At 58.3% G+C, this 17,266-nt stretch carries 15 protein-coding genes; 9 read left to right on the top strand and 6 right to left on the bottom strand.

Annotation, left to right across the window (positions count from 1 at the left end; genetic code table 11):
• Positions 1 to 20: 20 nt before the first annotated feature.
• Entirely contained in the window at positions 21 to 1,499 is a 1,479-nt protein-coding gene (locus tag GNF76_RS01290; protein WP_155581535.1) for a helicase HerA-like domain-containing protein, read from the top strand.
• 22 nt (positions 1,500 to 1,521) lie between these two features.
• Here the strand turns inward: GNF76_RS01290 and GNF76_RS01295 are convergent, their stop codons facing one another.
• Positions 1,522 to 1,977 carry a DUF721 domain-containing protein gene (locus GNF76_RS01295; RefSeq protein ID WP_155581369.1) on the bottom strand — a complete coding sequence of 152 codons (456 nt, stop codon included), beginning with the start codon at positions 1,975 to 1,977 and terminating at the stop codon, positions 1,522 to 1,524.
• 305 nt (positions 1,978 to 2,282) lie between these two features.
• On the opposite strand from GNF76_RS01295, the gene secA reads away from it, so the two are divergent.
• The 3 genes from secA to GNF76_RS01310 all read left to right on the top strand — a co-directional run bounded on the left by secA (position 2,283) and on the right by GNF76_RS01310 (position 7,329).
• Positions 2,283 to 5,018: a preprotein translocase subunit SecA gene (secA, locus tag GNF76_RS01300; RefSeq protein ID WP_155581370.1), complete on the top strand. Its 2,736-nt coding sequence runs from the start codon at positions 2,283 to 2,285 to the stop codon at positions 5,016 to 5,018.
• A 121-nt stretch (positions 5,019 to 5,139) separates the two neighbouring features.
• Positions 5,140 to 6,357, top strand: coding sequence for a bifunctional glutamate N-acetyltransferase/amino-acid acetyltransferase ArgJ (argJ, locus tag GNF76_RS01305; RefSeq protein ID WP_155581371.1), 1,218 nt, complete (start codon positions 5,140 to 5,142; stop codon positions 6,355 to 6,357).
• Positions 6,358 to 6,384: 27 nt separating this feature from the next.
• A complete protein-coding gene (locus GNF76_RS01310) occupies positions 6,385 to 7,329 on the top strand; it encodes a Nudix family hydrolase (RefSeq protein WP_178123126.1) in 945 nt (314 codons plus the stop codon).
• Between the two features lie 135 nt (positions 7,330 to 7,464).
• Here the strand turns inward: GNF76_RS01310 and GNF76_RS01315 are convergent, their stop codons facing one another.
• The 3 genes from GNF76_RS01315 to GNF76_RS01325 are packed head-to-tail and all read right to left on the bottom strand — an operon-like array spanning position 7,465 to position 11,046.
• Positions 7,465 to 8,043, bottom strand: coding sequence for a cob(I)yrinic acid a,c-diamide adenosyltransferase (locus GNF76_RS01315; RefSeq protein ID WP_155581372.1), 579 nt, complete (start codon positions 8,041 to 8,043; stop codon positions 7,465 to 7,467).
• A 2-nt stretch (positions 8,044 to 8,045) separates the two neighbouring features.
• Complete coding sequence (locus GNF76_RS01320) at positions 8,046 to 10,082, bottom strand: sensor histidine kinase (protein WP_155581373.1); 2,037 nt, start codon at positions 10,080 to 10,082, stop codon at positions 8,046 to 8,048.
• Between the two features lie 46 nt (positions 10,083 to 10,128).
• On the bottom strand, positions 10,129 to 11,046 hold the full coding sequence (locus GNF76_RS01325) for a putative 2-dehydropantoate 2-reductase (RefSeq protein WP_155581374.1): 918 nt from the start codon (positions 11,044 to 11,046) through the stop codon (positions 10,129 to 10,131).
• Between the two features lie 124 nt (positions 11,047 to 11,170).
• Here GNF76_RS01325 and GNF76_RS01330 point away from each other — a divergent pair, with 124 nt between their 5' ends.
• The gene (locus GNF76_RS01330) at positions 11,171 to 11,656 is read left to right on the top strand and encodes a YajQ family cyclic di-GMP-binding protein (protein WP_155581375.1); all 486 of its coding nucleotides are present in this window, start codon (positions 11,171 to 11,173) and stop codon (positions 11,654 to 11,656) included.
• A gap of 136 nt (positions 11,657 to 11,792) precedes the next feature.
• Positions 11,793 to 12,635: a mechanosensitive ion channel family protein gene (locus tag GNF76_RS01335; protein ID WP_155581376.1), complete on the top strand. Its 843-nt coding sequence runs from the start codon at positions 11,793 to 11,795 to the stop codon at positions 12,633 to 12,635.
• A gap of 194 nt (positions 12,636 to 12,829) precedes the next feature.
• Here GNF76_RS01335 and GNF76_RS01340 read toward each other — a convergent pair whose 3' ends face one another.
• A complete protein-coding gene (locus GNF76_RS01340; RefSeq protein ID WP_155581377.1) occupies positions 12,830 to 14,101 on the bottom strand; it encodes an OprD family porin in 1,272 nt (423 codons plus the stop codon).
• 715 nt (positions 14,102 to 14,816) lie between these two features.
• On the opposite strand from GNF76_RS01340, the gene GNF76_RS01345 reads away from it, so the two are divergent.
• Positions 14,817 to 15,242: an HIT domain-containing protein gene (locus GNF76_RS01345; protein WP_178123127.1), complete on the top strand. Its 426-nt coding sequence runs from the start codon at positions 14,817 to 14,819 to the stop codon at positions 15,240 to 15,242.
• Between the two features lie 3 nt (positions 15,243 to 15,245).
• The gene (locus GNF76_RS01350) at positions 15,246 to 15,452 is read left to right on the top strand and encodes a SlyX family protein (RefSeq protein WP_155581378.1); all 207 of its coding nucleotides are present in this window, start codon (positions 15,246 to 15,248) and stop codon (positions 15,450 to 15,452) included.
• 86 nt (positions 15,453 to 15,538) lie between these two features.
• Here the strand turns inward: GNF76_RS01350 and GNF76_RS29750 are convergent, their stop codons facing one another.
• Complete coding sequence (locus GNF76_RS29750) at positions 15,539 to 16,141, bottom strand: cold-shock protein (RefSeq protein WP_122489014.1); 603 nt, start codon at positions 16,139 to 16,141, stop codon at positions 15,539 to 15,541.
• 429 nt (positions 16,142 to 16,570) lie between these two features.
• Here GNF76_RS29750 and GNF76_RS01360 point away from each other — a divergent pair, with 429 nt between their 5' ends.
• Entirely contained in the window at positions 16,571 to 17,044 is a 474-nt protein-coding gene (locus GNF76_RS01360; RefSeq protein ID WP_003209800.1) for a Dps family protein, read from the top strand.
• Positions 17,045 to 17,266 lie beyond the last annotated feature (222 nt).

Below are 17,266 nucleotides of genomic sequence, written 5' to 3' on the forward strand. Positions count from 1 at the left end.
GATTAACCATGGGTGACAAAATGCCAGACTCCTCGCAACTCATTATTGGTGCCGACCTTAACGGCCAACCTATTGCCCAGGCGATGCGCCTGGCTAACCGCCATGGCTTGATTGCCGGCGCCACGGGGACCGGCAAGACCGTGACTTTGCAGCGTCTGGCAGAAGCCTTCAGCGATGCGGGCGTTGCTGTGTTTGCTGCAGACATCAAGGGCGACCTGTGCGGCCTGGGTGCCGTGGCCAATCCCCAGGGCAAGGTCGCCGAGCGAATCGCCGGCATGCCGTTCCTCAATTACACGCCCAAGGCCTATCCGGTGACGCTGTGGGATATCCACGGGCAGTCCGGTCATCCGCTTCGTACAACAATGAGTGAAATGGGCCCGCTATTGCTGGGCGCCTTGTTGGAGTTGACCGATAGCCAGCAAGCGGCCCTGTACGCGACTTTCAAAGTGGCCGACCGCGAAGGTCTGTTGTTGCTGGACCTCAAGGACCTCAAGGCGCTGCTCAATCACCTCAAGTTCCACCCGGAACTGTTAGGCGAAGATGCGGCCTTGATGACCACCGGTTCCAGCCAGGCACTGTTGCGGCGCCTGGCCGTACTTGAGCAGCAGGGTGCCGAAGCCTTGTTCGGCGAGCCGGCCTTGCAGTTGGAAGACATTCTGCAGCCCACCAGCGATGGCCGCGGGCGCATTCATTTGCTGGATGCCAGTCGATTGGTGCATGAGTCGCCCAAGGTCTACGCGACGTTCCTGCTGTGGTTGCTGGCGGAACTGTTCGAGCAACTGCCGGAACGCGGCGATGCCGACAAGCCATTGCTGGCGCTGTTCTTCGATGAGGCGCACTTGCTGTTTGCCGATACACCGAAGGCCCTGCAGGATCGCCTGGAGCAAGTCGTGCGGCTGATTCGATCCAAAGGTGTCGGGGTATATTTCGTCACTCAATCACCGAGCGACTTGCCGGACAACATCCTGGCGCAGCTGGGTTTGCGTATCCAGCATGGTCTGCGGGCCTTCACCACCAAAGAGCAGAAGTCCCTGCGGGCGGTGGCTGATGGTTTCCGGCCCAATCCGGCGTTCGATGCCCTGGCGGTGCTGACCGAGCTGGGTACCGGTGAGGCGTTGGTGGGGACTTTGCAGGAAAATGGTACGCCGCAGGTGGTCCAGCGGGTGTTGGTAGCGCCGCCGCAATCGCGGATCGGGCCGTTGACCGAGGCTGAGCGGGCGGCGCTGATCGCCAGTTCGCCGTTGCTGGGTCGCTACGACAAGCCGATTGACCGGGAGTCGGCCTACGAAGTACTGATGGCGCGCAAAGACCTAGCGCCGCAGGAGGGCGCCACACCTGCCGCTGAAGAACCGAGTTTCACTGACAAGGCGGGTGCCTTCCTGGGGACCACAGCAGGCAAAGCGCTGAAGTCAGCCATGCAACAGGCTGCCAATCAGATGGGCCGACAGTTGGTACGCGGGTTGTTGGGGTCGTTGTTGGGCGGCAGCAAGCGTAAATAGCTATATAGGCTGTGTGCCAGGCTCAGGTTTTGGGCTTGGCATGCGCTGCCAATCGCTCCAGCGCCGCTCGTAAATTCGGATCGGTGATACCGTCCGCCGTGGCCTGAATGGTCTCGGCGGCATCCGTCGACAAATCCATCGTATGCCCCACCGCGCCTTGCTGGACAGTCGGCGGCTGCACCTTGAACTGAATGCGTGTCAGGCTGGCGAACTCGTCGAAGGCCTGTAATTGGCGCTGCAAGCGTTTTTGCTGATAGCGCAAGCGGGTTGCCCAGTGGCCATCGGTGACGATCAACAACAGGTTGCCTTCGCGCCAGGAGGCGACATGACAATGTTCGCGGGCAGCCGGTTGCAACTGGCTATCCACCAGGCGTTGCAGGTGGCCCAGGCGTTGCGCGTGGCCGAAGATGGCTTTTAAGGGCTTGGCTTCGCGAAGCAACACGGCAGGAGCGCGGGCCGTAAGAGGGCGAAATGCCATGATCAGACACCTTAAGTAACAGAGCTGCCATGGTAGCAGAAAGCGTCTGGCCCGCCCCGAGCATTGCTTTGTCAGGGGTTTCTCCATTAAATCAATAAGTAACTTCTGTGCTCCATGGGTTGAAGTTCTGCAAAAAGCCCTTATTTTAAACAAGCCCTCTAATAGCGCCGTACCAGCATCGGGGAACAACGCCACTTTCCTCACCCACGTTTCCGGGTAGAATGCGCGTTCGCATGCGGCCATGAGGGCTGCTCGGGCGACTCACGGGGCGCCCTCCATCCCTATGTGTGGAAGAACCTGCCGATATGTTTGCGCCTTTGTTAAAGAAACTTTTTGGAAGCAAGAATGAGCGCGAAGTCAAACGCATGCTCAAGACGGTGCAGCTGGTCAATGCCTTCGAAGAGCAGATGGTTGCCCTTTCGGATGAGCAATTGCGCGCCAAGACCGAAGAGTTCAAGGCCCGCATAGCCAAAGGTGAAACCCTCGACAAGCTGCTTCCCGAAGCCTTTGCGGTCGCCCGCGAAGCCGGTAAGCGTGTCATGGGCATGCGCCACTTCGACGTGCAGTTGATCGGCGGCATGACCTTGCATGAAGGCATGATTGCCGAAATGCGCACGGGTGAAGGCAAGACCCTGGTGGCAACCCTGGGTGTTTACCTCAACGCACTGTCCGGCAAGGGCGTGCACGTTGTGACGGTGAACGACTACCTGGCCCGCCGGGACGCCAACTGGATGCGCCCGCTCTATGAATTCCTCGGCCTGACCGTCGGCGTCGTGACGCCGTTCCAGCCGCCGGAAGAGAAGCGTGCCGCCTACGCTGCCGACATTACCTACGGCACCAACAACGAATTCGGTTTCGACTACCTGCGCGACAACATGGCGTTCAGCATGGAAGAAAAATTCCAGCGCGAACTCAACTTTGCCGTGATCGACGAAGTCGACTCCATCCTGATCGACGAAGCCCGTACCCCGCTGATCATTTCCGGTCAGGCCGAGGACAGCTCGCGCCTCTACATCGAAATCAACAAGCTGATTCCGCGCCTTGAGCAACATATCGAGGAAGTGGAAGGCGTGGTGACCAAAGAAGGTCACTACTCCATCGACGAGAAGACCCGTCAGGTCGAACTCAACGAAGCCGGTCACCAGTTCGTCGAAGACATGCTGACCCAGATCGGCCTGCTGGCTGAAGGCGAGAGCCTGTACTCGGCGCACAACCTGGGCTTGCTGACCCACGTTTATTCCGGCCTGCGTGCCCACAAGCTGTTCCACCGCAACGTCGAATACATCGTCCAGGACGGCCAGGTCGTGCTGGTGGACGAACACACCGGTCGTACCATGCCCGGTCGCCGTTTGTCGGAAGGCCTGCACCAGGCGATCGAAGCCAAGGAAGCGCTGAACATCCAGGCCGAAAGCCAGACGTTGGCCTCGACCACCTTCCAGAACTACTTCCGTCTGTACAACAAACTGTCCGGCATGACCGGTACAGCCGACACCGAAGCGTTCGAATTCCACCAGATCTATGGTCTGTCGGTGATGGTTATCCCGCCGAACAAGCCGCTGGCGCGTAAAGACTTCAACGACCTGGTGTTCCTGACCGCCGACGAGAAATACGCAGCCATCGTCGCCGACATCAAGGAATGCATGACCCAGGGCCGTCCAGTGCTGGTGGGTACTGCCACCATCGAAACGTCCGAGCACATGTCGAACCTGCTGAACAAGGAAGGCATCGAGCACAAGGTCCTTAACGCCAAGTTCCACGAAAAAGAAGCCGAGATCATTGCCCAGGCCGGTCGCCCAGGCGCACTGACCATCGCCACCAACATGGCCGGTCGTGGTACCGATATCCTGTTGGGCGGTAACTGGGAAGTGGAAGTGGCTTCTCTGGACAACCCGACGCCTGAGCAGATTGCCCAGATCAAGGCCGACTGGCAGAAGCGTCACCAGCAAGTGCTGGAGTCCGGAGGCTTGCAGGTGATCGCCTCCGAGCGTCACGAATCGCGCCGTATCGACAACCAGCTGCGTGGCCGTGCCGGTCGTCAGGGTGACGCCGGTTCCAGCCGTTTCTACCTGTCGCTGGAAGACAGCCTGATGCGTATCTTCGCCTCGGACCGCGTGAAGAACTTCATGAAGGCCCTGGGCATGCAGTCCGGTGAAGCGATTGAGCACCGCATGGTGACCAACGCCATCGAAAAGGCCCAGCGCAAGGTTGAAGGTCGCAACTTCGATATCCGTAAGCAATTGCTGGAGTTCGATGACGTCAACAACGAACAGCGTAAAGTGATTTATCACATGCGTAACACGTTGCTGGCCGCCGACAACATTGGTGAAACCATCGCCGACTTCCGCCAGGACGTACTCAACGCAACGGTCAGTGCCCACATTCCACCACAATCGCTGCCTGAGCAGTGGGACGTGGCCGGTCTGGAAGCCGCGCTGAAGAGCGACTTCGGGGTCGACTTGCCGGTCCAGCAATGGCTCGACGAAGACGACCACCTGTACGAAGAAACCCTGCGCGAGAAATTGATGGTCGAGCTGTTGGCCGCGTACAACGAGAAAGAAGAGCAGGCGAGTGCCGAAGCACTGCGCACCTTCGAGAAACAAATCGTACTGCGCGTGTTGGACGACTTGTGGAAAGACCACCTGTCGACCATGGACCACCTGCGTCACGGTATCCACTTGCGTGGCTATGCCCAGAAGAACCCGAAGCAGGAGTACAAGCGCGAGTCGTTCACGCTGTTCTCCGAGTTGCTGGATTCGATCAAGCGCGATTCGATTCGTGTCCTGTCTCACGTACAGGTGCGCCGCGAAGACCCGATCGAAGAAGAGGCTCGCCTGCGTCAGGAGGCCGAATCCTTGGCTGCGCGCATGCAGTTCCAGCACGACGAGGCCCCAGGCCTTGAGCAGCCGGAAGTGTTGGGTGAAGAGGTCGATGTGGCCTTGGCTCAAACCCCGGTTCGCAATGAGCAGAAGCTGGGCCGCAACGAACTGTGCTGGTGCGGTTCGGGCAAGAAGTTCAAACACTGCCACGGCGAAATCAACTAAGATTTTCGCCTGACGCTGCAGCACCCCGCGCCGCGACCGGCATCAGCCGTCGCGGCGTTTTGCCATTTAATCACCGTCGATAACGACGGCGCAGACATCACATATTTTAAGGAGCGCATTCATGGCTGTTGGTCTTGGTCCTTTGCCCACGTTGCACCCGGTGGCCGGTTTTGAACTCGGTATCGCTTCGGCCGGCATCAAGCGTCCGGGGCGCAAGGATGTGGTAGTGATGCGCTGTGCCGAAGGCTCGACCGTTGCGGGTGTGTTTACCCTGAACGCGTTTTGCGCTGCGCCTGTGATCCTGGCCAAGCAGCGTGTGGAAGGCCAGGTGCGCTACCTGCTGACCAACACCGGCAATGCCAATGCCGGTACCGGTGAACCCGGCCTGGTCGCCGCCGCTCGCACCTGCGCCAAACTGGCGGAGTTGACCGGTGTTGATGCCAATCAAGTGCTGCCTTACTCCACCGGCGTGATCGGTGAACCGCTGCCCGTGGAAAAAATCGAAGGTGCGCTGCAAGCCGCACTGGATGACCTGTCCGTAGACAACTGGGCAGCAGCGGCCACCGGGATCATGACCACCGACACCTTGCCCAAGGGCGCGAGCCGCCAGTTTGTGTATGACGGCGTGACCATCACCGTGACCGGCATCAGCAAGGGCGCGGGGATGATTCGTCCGAACATGGCGACCATGCTCGGCTACATTGCCACCGACGCCAAAGTCTCCCGCGACGTGTTGCAAAACCTGATGCTGGACGGAGCCAACAAGTCGTTCAACCGCATTACTATCGACGGCGACACGTCGACCAACGATTGCTGCATGTTGATCGCTACCGGTAAGGCCGACTTGCCGGAAATCACTTCGTCCAACGGCCCGTTGTTCGCGGCGTTGAAGCAAGCAGTGTTCGAAGTGTGCATGGACGTGGCCCAGGCCATCGTGCGTGACGGCGAAGGCGCCACCAAGTTTGTGACCGTCGAAGTCAACGGCGGCGGCAATCACCAGGAATGCCTGGATGTGGGCTATACAGTGGCCCATTCGCCGCTGATCAAGACGGCGTTGTTTGCTTCCGATCCGAACTGGGGTCGCATTCTGGCCGCCGTTGGCCGGGCCGGTGTCCCGAACCTGGACGTGAGCAAGATCGACGTGTTCCTTGGTGACGTATGCATCGCCAGCCGTGGTGCGCGTGCCGAGACCTACACCGAGGCCCAGGGCTCGGCGGTGATGCAGCAGGCAGAAATCACCATCCGCATCGAACTGGGGCGCGGTGAGTGCAGTGAAACCATCTGGACCACCGACCTGTCCCACGAGTACGTGAAGATCAACGCGGAATACCGCACCTGATACGGCCGGTTTAGAGGAGGCAGTACGGTGAAACGAGTTCATGTAGCAGCAGCGGTCATCCGTGGCATCGACGGCAGGATTCTGCTGGCGCGCCGCGCGGATACCCAGCATCAGGGCGGGCTCTGGGAGTTTCCTGGCGGCAAGGTGGAGGCCGATGAGTCAGTGGCGACTGCGCTGGGCCGAGAGCTGCAGGAAGAGCTGGGCATTCAGGTCATCACAGCCCGGCCGTTGATCAAGGTGCAGCATGACTATCCAGACAAACAGGTGTTGCTGGATGTCTGGGAAGTCTCGGCCTTTACCGGCGAGCCTCATGGCGCAGAGGGGCAGCCCCTTGAGTGGGTGGCCCCACGGGATCTGGTGAACTACGAATTTCCGGCGGCCAATGCGCCGATCGTCTCGGCTGCACGTCTGCCGGGTGAATATCTGATTACGCCGGGCGAACTGGAAACGCCGACGTTGTTGCGTGGCATCCAGAAAGCCATTGCGGGCGGCATCAAGCTGGTCCAACTGCGGGCACCCAACGGTTATGACCCGAAGTACCGCGACCTGGCGGTGGACGCTGTGGGCCTGTGTGCCGGTAAGGCACAGCTGATGCTCAAGGGGCCTTTTGAATGGCTGGGGGATTTCCCATCGGCCGGCTGGCACATGACCTCGGCGCAACTGCGCAAATACGCCAGCAAAGGCCGGCCATTGCCCAAGGATCGTTGGTTGGCGGCGTCTTGCCACAATGCTGAAGAGCTGGCTCTGGCAGAGTTGATGGACGTGGATTTTGTCACCCTGTCGCCCGTGCAGCCGACGCAGACTCATCCCGATGCGCAGCCGTTGGGTTGGGAGCAGGCGGCGCAGTTGATTGCCGGCTTCAGCAAGCCGGTGTTTCTGTTGGGTGGGGTAGGGCCTGCTGAACGGGAACAGGCCTGGGAAGCTGGGGCTCAGGGTGTCGCGGGGATTCGGGCGTTCTGGCCTGAGGTCTGAGGTGTAATCAAGGGCCTCTTCGCGAGCAAGCCCGCTCCCACATTTGACCGAGTACCAGCGGTGGAATGCAGTCGAATGTGGGAGCGGGCTTGCTCGCGAAGAGGCCGGGTCAGGCACTGACTAATCTGCAGGTGATCAGTGCGGCTTGGCCGCCGCCTGCCACAAAACCTCCGCAACCCCCTGACGCTTGGCAATCACCCGCGCAGCCACAAACAGCAAGTCCGACAACCGGTTGATATACGCCAGCCCCACACCCTCCAGCGGCTCAACCGCATTCAAATGCTGGCACCGTCGTTCCGCGCTCCGCGCCAGGCTTCGACACACATGGGCCTGGGCAATCAGTGCCGAACCACCCGGCAGGATGAAGTTCTCCAGCGGCCCCACCTCTTCATTCCAGCGATCAATCGCCGCTTCCAGACGGTCGACTTCAGCCGCATTGAGCGCCTTGTACACCGGCATCGCCAACTCACCACCGAGGTCGAACAAGCGGTGTTGGCAAGGCGCGAGCACCTCGATCACATCCTTCAACCCTGGGTGCTGGCCGCTCTGTTCTTCCAGGCTTGCCAGCAGCAAACCCAGCTGGCTGTTCAGCGTATCGACTTCGCCAATCGCCTCCACGCGTGGATGATCCTTGGGCACACGACGTCCGTCTCCCAGGCCGGTTTCGCCCTTGTCGCCGGTACGGGTGTAAATCTTCGACAGGCGAAAGCCCATGGTTAGCGCTCCAGTTGAATGAGTTCGTTGGGTGGCAGCTGGCTGCCGGCCAGGGGTAAACGCAAGGTGAAGCAGGTGCCTTGGCCCTGTGTCGATTGCACTTCCATCTGGCCCTTGTGATTGTTGGTGATGATGAAGTAGGAGACCGACAGGCCAAGCCCGGTACCCTGGCCGATTTCCTTGGTGGTGAAGAATGGCTCGAAGGTGCGTTTGCGCACGTTTTCGCTCATGCCGATGCCATTGTCTTCCACCTGAATTTCGGCCCATGGCGGATTGAGTCGAGTGCGCAGGATGATGCGTCCCGGCTCACTGTCATCTGCACGCTGGTGAATGGCCTGGGCGGCGTTTTTCAGCAGGTTGAGCAACACCTGCTCCAGCTCATTGGCGGTACCGGGCACCGGGCCCAGGTGCGGATCGAACTGGCGGATGATTGCCTGGCCCTTGAAGTCGAAGCCGATGGCCAGGTCGAAGTCATTGCCGGCAATGTCCACTGCCTGGTCGATCAGCGCCGGCAAGTCGCACGGTGCCATCTGGCGGTTGCTGCGGCGGCTGAAGCTGAGCATATGGGTGACGATCTTCGCCGCCCGTGCACCGGCTTGTTGAATGCCGTCGAGCAGTTTCGGCACTTCGCGGCTTTGCAGGTAGCGGTTGACCATGTCCAGCTCGATGCCCGCCTGTTCGGCATGTTCGAGGTTTTTCGGCAGCTCCGGGGAGAGCCGGCGACGAATGTTCTGCACGTTATGCAGGATGGCGCCCAAGGGGTTGTTGATTTCGTGGGCCATTCCGGCCGCCAGGCCACCCACTGAAAGCATCTTCTCCGACTGCACCATCATTTCTTCCAGGGACAGGCGCTGGGTGATGTCATCGATACGAATCACCACCCCGCGGCCCGCGCCGCCCATCAGCGGGTAGAAGGTCAGTGCGTAATGCTTGGGTTCGTCGTCCTTGATCCAGGTGACTCGCTCGATCCGCTCAACGGTGTGTTGCTCCACCGTGGCCTTGAGTTGTGGCAGGAACGGCTTGAGCGGCTCGAAAGCGAGGAAGATCGGCTGGTTCAGGGCTTCGTCCAGGCGCGTACCGGAAAGCGCACTGGCCTCCTGGTTCCATTGGGTGACATACAGCTGTTCATCCAGGGCAATCAGGGCCGAAGGCATCGAGTCGATGATGCTGTTGAGGTAGTTCTGGAATCCGGTGAGTTTCTTCTCGATCTTGCTGCGCACCTGGACTTCCAGCTCCAGCTTACGGTTGGTATGGCGGGTTTCTTCGGCGAGGCCCTGGGCCTGATCGTAGGCGGCCTGGGAATCGTCCCGCGCCCGTTTCAGTTGCTGCTCACGGGCTTCAATGCGCGAGAGCATGGTGTTGAAGGCTTCCGCCAGGCTACCGATTTCGTCATGGTTGCCACGACTGGCGCGCAGGGCGTAGTTCTCTTCCCGCGTTACCTGGCGCGACAGCTCTTCCAACTGATGGATCGGTTGGGTGATCAGGCGTTTGATCTGTCGGGCGATGACCATCCACAGCAGTACGCTGAAAATCAGGATGCCCAGGCTGGCGGTCAGGGTCCCGGTGTAGAAGGCTCCCGGCAGTTCGCTGCTGGCCACTAACAGCAGATGCCCGGAGGGTTTGCCGGGGCGGGGCAGGGTGATGACCTGGTTGCTGCGAAACTCGGTGACGCGCCAGGCTTCGATATGTCGGTAGTGGTCCGGCAGGTGCAGGCGATCACCGTGTTGCATCTGCGCCAGGCGGTTCCCGTCACCGTCATACAGGGCCGCAGCCCGGAGCGGCGAGTAGCTGGTCAATTCGTTGAGCAGGCTTTCAGCCTTGATCGGCGAATCCAGGGCCTCAGCGGCCAGGGATGGGTTGGAGACCAGCCGGCCTATGGACTGCAGGGCCTGGGGTGCCATGCTTTCCTGGGAGATCCAGTAGGCAGCGCTGATAAAGGTCAGGTTGGCCACCAGCAATACGGTGGTCAGCAGCACCAGCAGGGCCGCCAGCAATTTCTGCCCAACCGGTAGATTTTCGAGACGCTGGCGCAGTGGCATCGAGGTTTTCGCAGGCAAGGAACAAGCAGGCAGGGTAGCGCGTGCCTCAGTCGCGGGGCAATCCGCGTGCGATCAGGTGGTTCACCAGGCGTGCCTGCAGTTGTTGAAGGTGCGGCAGGCTCAGTTGATGACGAGCGGCTGCCTGGCAAGCGTAACCCAGCAGATAGCTGATCTCGGTGCGCCGGGCGTTGGCCACATCCTGGTACATCGAGGAGTAATTGGCAGCCGTGGCCTGGATCACGCGTTCCACTTCGCTTTGCAGGTCTTGCGCCGCTGCCGGCTGGCCACAGCATTCCAGCAGCTCGGCCAGTTCGAGGCACAGGGTGGCGACTTCGCAATGATGGGTTTGCAGGTCGCCGTTGCGGCATTGGTGCAGCACGGTCAGCGGGTTGATGGCACAGTTGAGTGCCAGTTTGCGCCACAGCCGGGTGAGGATCTCGGTACTCCAGTCGTGGGGGATACCGGCGGCGTGCAGGTCGTCCAGCCAGAGCGGCGGTGTAGGTTGGCTCGTGTCTCCCAGCCAGGTAAAGCCATGGCCGGCGAACACCACACGCCAGTCACCCTCGCGAAACGCGCCTTCGGTGCTGGAGGCGAAGATGCAGCGGGCCAGAGGTAACTGGGCCGCCACGGCGTCCTGGCTGCCCAGGCCGTTTTGCAGCAGGACCAGTTCGGCGTCGGGTGACAGGCGGTGGGTCAGTTGCGCGACGGCGGCTTGGGCGTCGTAGGCTTTGCACGCTACCAGCAGTCGATGAATCGGTTCAGGGGTGTCGGGTGTTTCGCCGGTAACGGGGTAAGTGTGTGCCTGGCCTTGCTCGACCAATGTCAGTCCCGGCCCAGCTTGATAACTCGCCAGGCGGTCGTGGTCTCGCAGGATCAACCTGACCGGCAGCCCCGCACGGGCCAGGCGAGTGGCCCACAAGGTCCCGAGACTGCCAGCGCCGAGGACATGCCAGGTGGTCGACATCAGGTTTTTACTCCGCAAAAGCTCACAGTGAAGGAAGGAAAAGAACCGTTATAATGACCGCGCATTTTACCCCAGGCGTGCTCCATCTCCATTGAGCCGCGCCCCTTTTTACTGGAGAAATTACATGCCGTCGTTCGACGTGGTATCCGAACTGGACAAGCACGAACTCACCAACGCCGTCGAAAACGCCGTCAAGGAACTGGACCGTCGCTATGACTTGAAAGGCAAGGGCAGCTTTGAGTTCAAGGAAAAGGACCTGACCGTCAACCTGACCGCTGAAGCCGACTACCAGTTGGAAGCGATGATCGAGATCCTCAAGTTGTCGCTGGTCAAGCGCAAGATTGATGTGCAGTGCCTTGAAGTCAAGGATTCCTATGCTTCCGGCAAGCTGATGAAGCAGGAAGCCGTGCTCAAGGAAGGTATCGACAAGGAGCTGGCGAAGAAGATCGTGGCTCATGTCAAAGATGCCAAGCTCAAGGTTCAGGCCGCCATCCAGGGCGAACAGGTGCGCATCACCGGCAAAAAACGTGATGACCTGCAGGAAGCTATTGCCGCCTTGCGCGCCAAGACATTCGACATGCCGCTGCAATTCAACAATTTCCGCGATTGACCCCCACCCTTGGGGAACCTGTAGGCGTTTTCAACGTCCCACGCCCCAGAACTTGCAGAAACGATTGAGCCCCTCGGGGCTCGATTGCTGTGGGCACTATTTTTGAGCCGCACGTCCGGTAAACAGGAGAATAATGATGGACTTGAACGCTGAAGTGGATAGCTTGATCAAAGCTTCCCAATCCTGGATCCCGATGATCATGGAATACGGCAGCCGGGTATTGCTGGCCGTGATCACACTGGCTATTGGCTGGTGGTTGATCAACAAGCTGACCCACAAAGTGGGCCGCCTGCTGGCCATGCGTAACGCCGACATGGCGTTGCAGGGCTTTGTTACCAGCCTGGCAAACATCGTCCTCAAGATCATGCTGATGGTCAGCGTGGCCTCGATGATTGGTGTCGAAACCACCTCGTTCGTAGCGGCAATCGGCGCCGCAACCCTGGCCATCGGTCTGGCGTTGCAAGGCAGCCTGGCCAACTTTGCCGGTGGCGTACTGATTCTGTTGTTCCGTCCATTCCGCATCGGCGACTGGATCGAAGCTCAAGGCACGTCGGGTACCGTCGACAGCATCCAGATCTTCCACACAGTGATTCGTACCGGCGACAACAAGACCGTCATCGTGCCCAACGGCATTCTGTCCAACGGCATCATCACCAACACCAACCGCCAGCCGACTCGCAAAGTGGTATTTGACGTGGGTGTTGATTACGAAGCCGATCTGCAGAAGGCTCGTGAAGTGTTGCTGGAGCTGGCCAAGGATCCACGGGTACTGGTTGACCCGGCACCCGTTGCCGTGGTTTCGACCCTGGGTGATAGTTCGATTACTGTTTCCTTGCGGGTTTGGACCAAGACGGCGGATTATTGGGATGTGATGTTCTTGTTTAATGAACTGTCTCGAGATCGTTTAAAAGCGGCCGGGATTGATATTCCGTTTCCGCATCGGGTTATTCGTATCATGCAAGATACTTCCGCCCAGTAAGGACGAGGTTTGTGGCTGAACTTGGCTAGATGGTCAAGTTCTGTGTCGAAAGTAATCTCGTTAGTTAGCTAGCTTGCTAGTTATTTTGGTGATGGAATAAAACTGCAATAAAAAAGCCGCTCACTTGCGAACAAGTTGAGCGGCTTTTTATTTAGAGCCGGGGCTCTAGGTCATCTGTGTAATCAAACAGCTAATTACAGGATGTTCAGCGGGTATTGCGCGATCAGACGCAGTTCGTCGATCGACGCAGAACCGTAGTAAACACCATCGCTGGAGCGATAAGTGGCTTGGCGCACACGCAGGCTCAAGTCTTTGGCCGGACCGCTCTGGATCACGTACTTGGCTTCGATGTCGCGTTCCCACTCTTTGCCGTTTGATGTCGTGCCGGTGTTGGCACCGCTACCGCTGACATAACGAGTCATGAAGCTCAGGCCTGGCACGCCGAAGGTGGCCATGTTCAGGTCGTAGCGAGCTTGCCAGGATTTCTCGTCTTCAGCGTTGAAGTCGGAACGGGCAACGGAGTTGGCCAGGAAAATCGTGCCGCCGCCGTCTACGCCGTAGCCGTAGTCACCGTCACCGGTAACCTTCTGGTAGGCCAGGGTAAAGGTGTGAGCGTCGTAGGTGTACGCGCCCTGCAAGCTGAAGGCACGGTTGTCGAGCTTGGTGGTGTTGTCTTTCTCGGCGCGTTGCAAGCCCAGACCGTCGCTTTTGGTGTCGTAAATGTTGAAGTCGACTGCGAAGGATTGCTTGTCGCTCAGAGCGTGGGTGTAGTTGACGTTGGCGTAGATTTTGCGCCAGTAGTCTTCCACTTTCGAGTAGTACAGGCTACCGGTCAGCTCTGGAGTGAAGGCGTACACCGCGCCGGCGAAGTTGGCTTCCGGCAGGTGCAGACTGTCACGATAGCTTTGTGCTTGAGCGGTGATGCCGGTGAAGTGACCCGCTTCCAGTTTCAGCCCTTTGATTTCGTTGCTGACGATCGAGGTGCCTTGTGCAACCTCTGGCAACAGACGGCTGTCATCGGTCGCAAACACAGGGGCAGTGGTGTACTGGTCGCCAATCTTCAGCACGGTGTCGGAAATACGGAATTTAACTGCGCCGCCGCCTTTGGAGTACTGATCTTCCGAGCGACCGTCAGAACCTGTCGGGAACAGGCCGGTGCCGGAGCGGCCCTTGCCACTGTCAAGTTTGATACCCAGCAGACCGATAACGTCGACACCCACACCGACAGTGCCTTGGGTGAAACCCGACTGGTACAGGCCGTTGAAGCCCAAGCCGGTTTCGTTGACGCGGCTCTTGCCGGAGTCATTGTTACGGAAGTCGCGGCCAAAGTTCAGGAGGCGAGTGTTGATGCTGAAAGTACTGTCTTCAACAAAGCCCTTGGAATCGTCCTGGGAGGACGCCATTGCGAACTGCGAGGTGCCTGCTGAAACAGCCAGGGCGATCATGCTCCACTTCATCACGCGCATCGTGATTTGCTCCTTTGGTTTTAGGAAGAGTACTGCCGTCCCACCTGTATTTTTATCTGGGCGGCTCTTTCTTTTTTGTGTCGGCGCAAAGTTATATCACGCTGACAATATTGACGATACTTACCCATCTATCCTTTCAATTTCTTTACGGGCCTGTCGTAAATTGCTAGGTCCATGTCGCAAATTCACAGTCCGTTTGTAACCGGACTGACAACTTCAATGCTGTTTTTTTAACTCTAAGCATAGAAAAAATACGCCGCTTAAAGTTTAAACGCTTCCTTGAAAAGCACTGAGTCACTACTGTTTCCGGTAGTGAAACACCTGCTTCCCATCAGGTACCGTTGCCGACGATGTGGGTGTGAATGCAACAAGCGTGCTCAAACCGGTAACCGAATGTCATTTTTTCGTGAAAAGCTCCCGGGCAGTGTAAAAACCGCATAAGCACGGGCTTTTTAAGCCGTTTGGTTTGGCCTTGACGGCAAGGCTTTGCTCCTGTTCGGTGGCACATAAATCTTGCACCCGTGGAAAACGTTACCCGTTGACCCCGTGCAGTGAGTAATCGGCGGATGCGGCTTGCACGATGTGGGGCATAAACGGATCATTTTGGTGCGTGCCTGTTTGGCCGGATGCGCCCGGGTGTTTTCGCCGTGAAGCAGCGTTCATTCGCAGGTATGCTGAGCACCTGAAACCTGACCAGCCGAACGGAGTGACTGCGGTGTTCGCCTTAGATCCACGTCTTCAACATGACACGCTGCCCATCGGGGATTTCCCCTTGAGCCGGCTGCTGCTGTCCAATGACTCGAATTACCCTTGGTTTATCCTGGTGCCACGTATCGACGGTATCAGTGAAGTGTTTCAACTGGATGTCGCTGATCAGCAGCGTTTGTGGCAGGAAAGCACGGCCTTGGCGCAGTTGCTGAATGAAGGGTTTGCCGCCGATAAAATGAACATCGGTGCCTTGGGCAATGTTGTCAGCCAGTTGCATGTACATGTCATTGTGCGCAAACGGGATGATGTCGCGTGGCCTGCCCCTGTCTGGGGCAAGCATCCGGCGCGGCCTTACACTGAAGAGCAGGTAGCAGCCATACGTGTGCGTTTGCGCGCGCTGCTGCCCGCCGATTTCATCTTTACCCGGGACTGAACCATGGACCTGCAAGACCGTGTGATGGACCTTGAAAGCCGCCTGGCCTTCCAGGACGACACCATTGAGACGCTGAATGACATTCTGGTCACCCAGCAGCGGGCAGTTGAACGCCTGCAACTGCAAATGACGGCGTTGCTCAAGCGACAGGAAGAAATGGGCGGGCAGTTCGAGTCTTCCGAAGAAGAGGCGCCGCCGCCGCATTACTGATTGGCCCGATCAAATGAGGGGCAATAAAAAACCGCGATGCAGCATGGGCTGCATCGCGGTTTCTTTTTTCAGGGCTAGGGCTGGGATCAGCGACGCGGCAATGCGGCGATCACGTCTTCAGCTTGCAGGCCCTTGTCACGGTTCATCACGGAGAACTCCACGCGCTGGCCTTCGACCAGGACGCGATGGCCCTCGCCACGGATGGCTCGGAAGTGGACGAAGATATCGTCGCCCGAATCCCGGGAAATAAAGCCGAAGCCTTTGGAGGTGTTGAACCACTTGACGGTCCCGGTATCCCGGTTGGTCATGTCGTAGTTTTGCGACGAGGCCGCAGGGGACGAACGGTAGAAGCTGATGGCCAGATGAAGAACGATGGCGACCACAGCAATCACCAGGCTGAGCAGGATGGCCGGGTGGCCCCCGACTTCAGGCATCGGTGCCAAGAGGGTAAGGGTTTGTACAACAACAGTCAGTACCAGCAGCGCGCTGACCAGGTTTTGCAGTTGATGACGCGTGCCTTTGTTCCAGTAAGGGATCACTGGCGCCAGGGTCAGGTTAAGAAGGCCGAACAAGGCCAGGTAGAGAGCGTCGTGTTGTTCCAGGTAGGGAGGGCTTCCCTGTTGCAGGCTCGGGATAAAGGACAGCAGCAAAGCCGCAACGCCCGTTAGCAGGTGGACGATTTTCAACATTTTGATTAACTCACGTTAAGACGGATCACGAAGGAAGAGCTGACTGGCACGGTTCGCTTCTGAACAATGGGAGGCGTTGGGCACGTGCGCGGGTATCAGCCTATGTGGCTTGCCGTGAAAAATAACGGCAGCGACACGCTGCCTATTTAACAGCAAAGCCTGTGCCTTCTCAAATCAAGCATTTCGGACTGTTGCGACGGTCACGGCATTTCTGTGGCAAACACGTGTCCTAGACCGGTTCAGGGGCTTTTGGGCGTCACCCAGGTTTTTTTTTGTAACGCTCAAAGCCTTGCCTGCCGTTGGTATGCGTCTGTGCCGGGACGATTTGCCGCACGTCGTGAGGGGGCATCAGGCTGCACAGGGTCAGTACTCTTGCTAGAGTGGTTCTGCACCTGATCAATGAATTTTTATCAATTGAAGGGGATAAACATGGCAATCGATATTGGTATCAGTGAAGAAGATCGTAAATCAATCGTCGATGGACTTTCACGACTGCTTTCCGATACCTATGTACTTTACCTGAAGACCCACAACTTTCATTGGAATGTCACGGGGCCCATGTTTCGTACACTGCACTTGATGTTTGAAGAGCAATATAACGAACTGGCATTGGCTGTTGACTCAATCGCCGAACGTATTCGTGCACTGGGCTTTCCGGCGCCGGGTGCTTATTCGGTGTATGCCCGTCTTTCCTCCATCAAGGAAGAAGAGGGTGTACCCAGCGCGGAAGATATGATCAAGCAATTGGTCGAGGGGCAGGAAGCGGTTACCCGGACTGCACGCGGAATCTTCCCGTTGCTGGATAAAGTCAGTGATGAGCCGACAGCGGACTTGCTGACCCAGCGTATGCAAGTCCACGAAAAAACGGCGTGGATGTTGCGCTCCCTGCTCGAAAATAAGTAATCGTTATTGGCGAGTGGCGTCGACCTGGCGTCGCTCGCCTGCCGATGAGGACGGCTCCTCAGCCTGGCCCTGCACCTCACGACCTTCCCGATGCACGCGTTGGCTTGTCCTACGACGATCCACTCCACGTCTTCTGGCTGCACTTGTCTACTTGATGTTTTATAGGCTCAACGACCAATGAAATAAATTCATTGAGTGGTCGTCTGGCAATGGAGTGTCAAG

It is taken from the genome of Pseudomonas spelaei, assembly GCF_009724245.1.
Taxonomy (GTDB): domain Bacteria; phylum Pseudomonadota; class Gammaproteobacteria; order Pseudomonadales; family Pseudomonadaceae; genus Aquipseudomonas; species Aquipseudomonas spelaei.

Bases quoted from the DNA above. Each gene is read 5' to 3' on its own strand.
- GNF76_RS01290 (WP_155581535.1), top strand. From the start codon at position 21: ATGCCAGACTCCTCGCAACTCATTATTGGTGCCGACCTTAACGGCCAA.
- GNF76_RS01295 (WP_155581369.1), bottom strand. From the start codon at position 1,977: ATGGCATTTCGCCCTCTTACGGCCCGCGCTCCTGCCGTGTTGCTTCGC.
- secA (WP_155581370.1), top strand. From the start codon at position 2,283: ATGTTTGCGCCTTTGTTAAAGAAACTTTTTGGAAGCAAGAATGAGCGC.
- argJ (WP_155581371.1), top strand. From the start codon at position 5,140: ATGGCTGTTGGTCTTGGTCCTTTGCCCACGTTGCACCCGGTGGCCGGT.
- GNF76_RS01315 (WP_155581372.1), bottom strand. From the start codon at position 8,043: ATGGGCTTTCGCCTGTCGAAGATTTACACCCGTACCGGCGACAAGGGC.
- GNF76_RS01320 (WP_155581373.1), bottom strand. From the start codon at position 10,082: ATGCCACTGCGCCAGCGTCTCGAAAATCTACCGGTTGGGCAGAAATTG.
- GNF76_RS01325 (WP_155581374.1), bottom strand. From the start codon at position 11,046: ATGTCGACCACCTGGCATGTCCTCGGCGCTGGCAGTCTCGGGACCTTG.
- GNF76_RS01330 (WP_155581375.1), top strand. From the start codon at position 11,171: ATGCCGTCGTTCGACGTGGTATCCGAACTGGACAAGCACGAACTCACC.
- GNF76_RS01335 (WP_155581376.1), top strand. From the start codon at position 11,793: ATGGACTTGAACGCTGAAGTGGATAGCTTGATCAAAGCTTCCCAATCC.
- GNF76_RS01340 (WP_155581377.1), bottom strand. From the start codon at position 14,101: ATGCGCGTGATGAAGTGGAGCATGATCGCCCTGGCTGTTTCAGCAGGC.
- GNF76_RS01350 (WP_155581378.1), top strand. From the start codon at position 15,246: ATGGACCTGCAAGACCGTGTGATGGACCTTGAAAGCCGCCTGGCCTTC.
- GNF76_RS29750 (WP_122489014.1), bottom strand. From the start codon at position 16,141: ATGTTGAAAATCGTCCACCTGCTAACGGGCGTTGCGGCTTTGCTGCTG.
- GNF76_RS01360 (WP_003209800.1), top strand. From the start codon at position 16,571: ATGGCAATCGATATTGGTATCAGTGAAGAAGATCGTAAATCAATCGTC.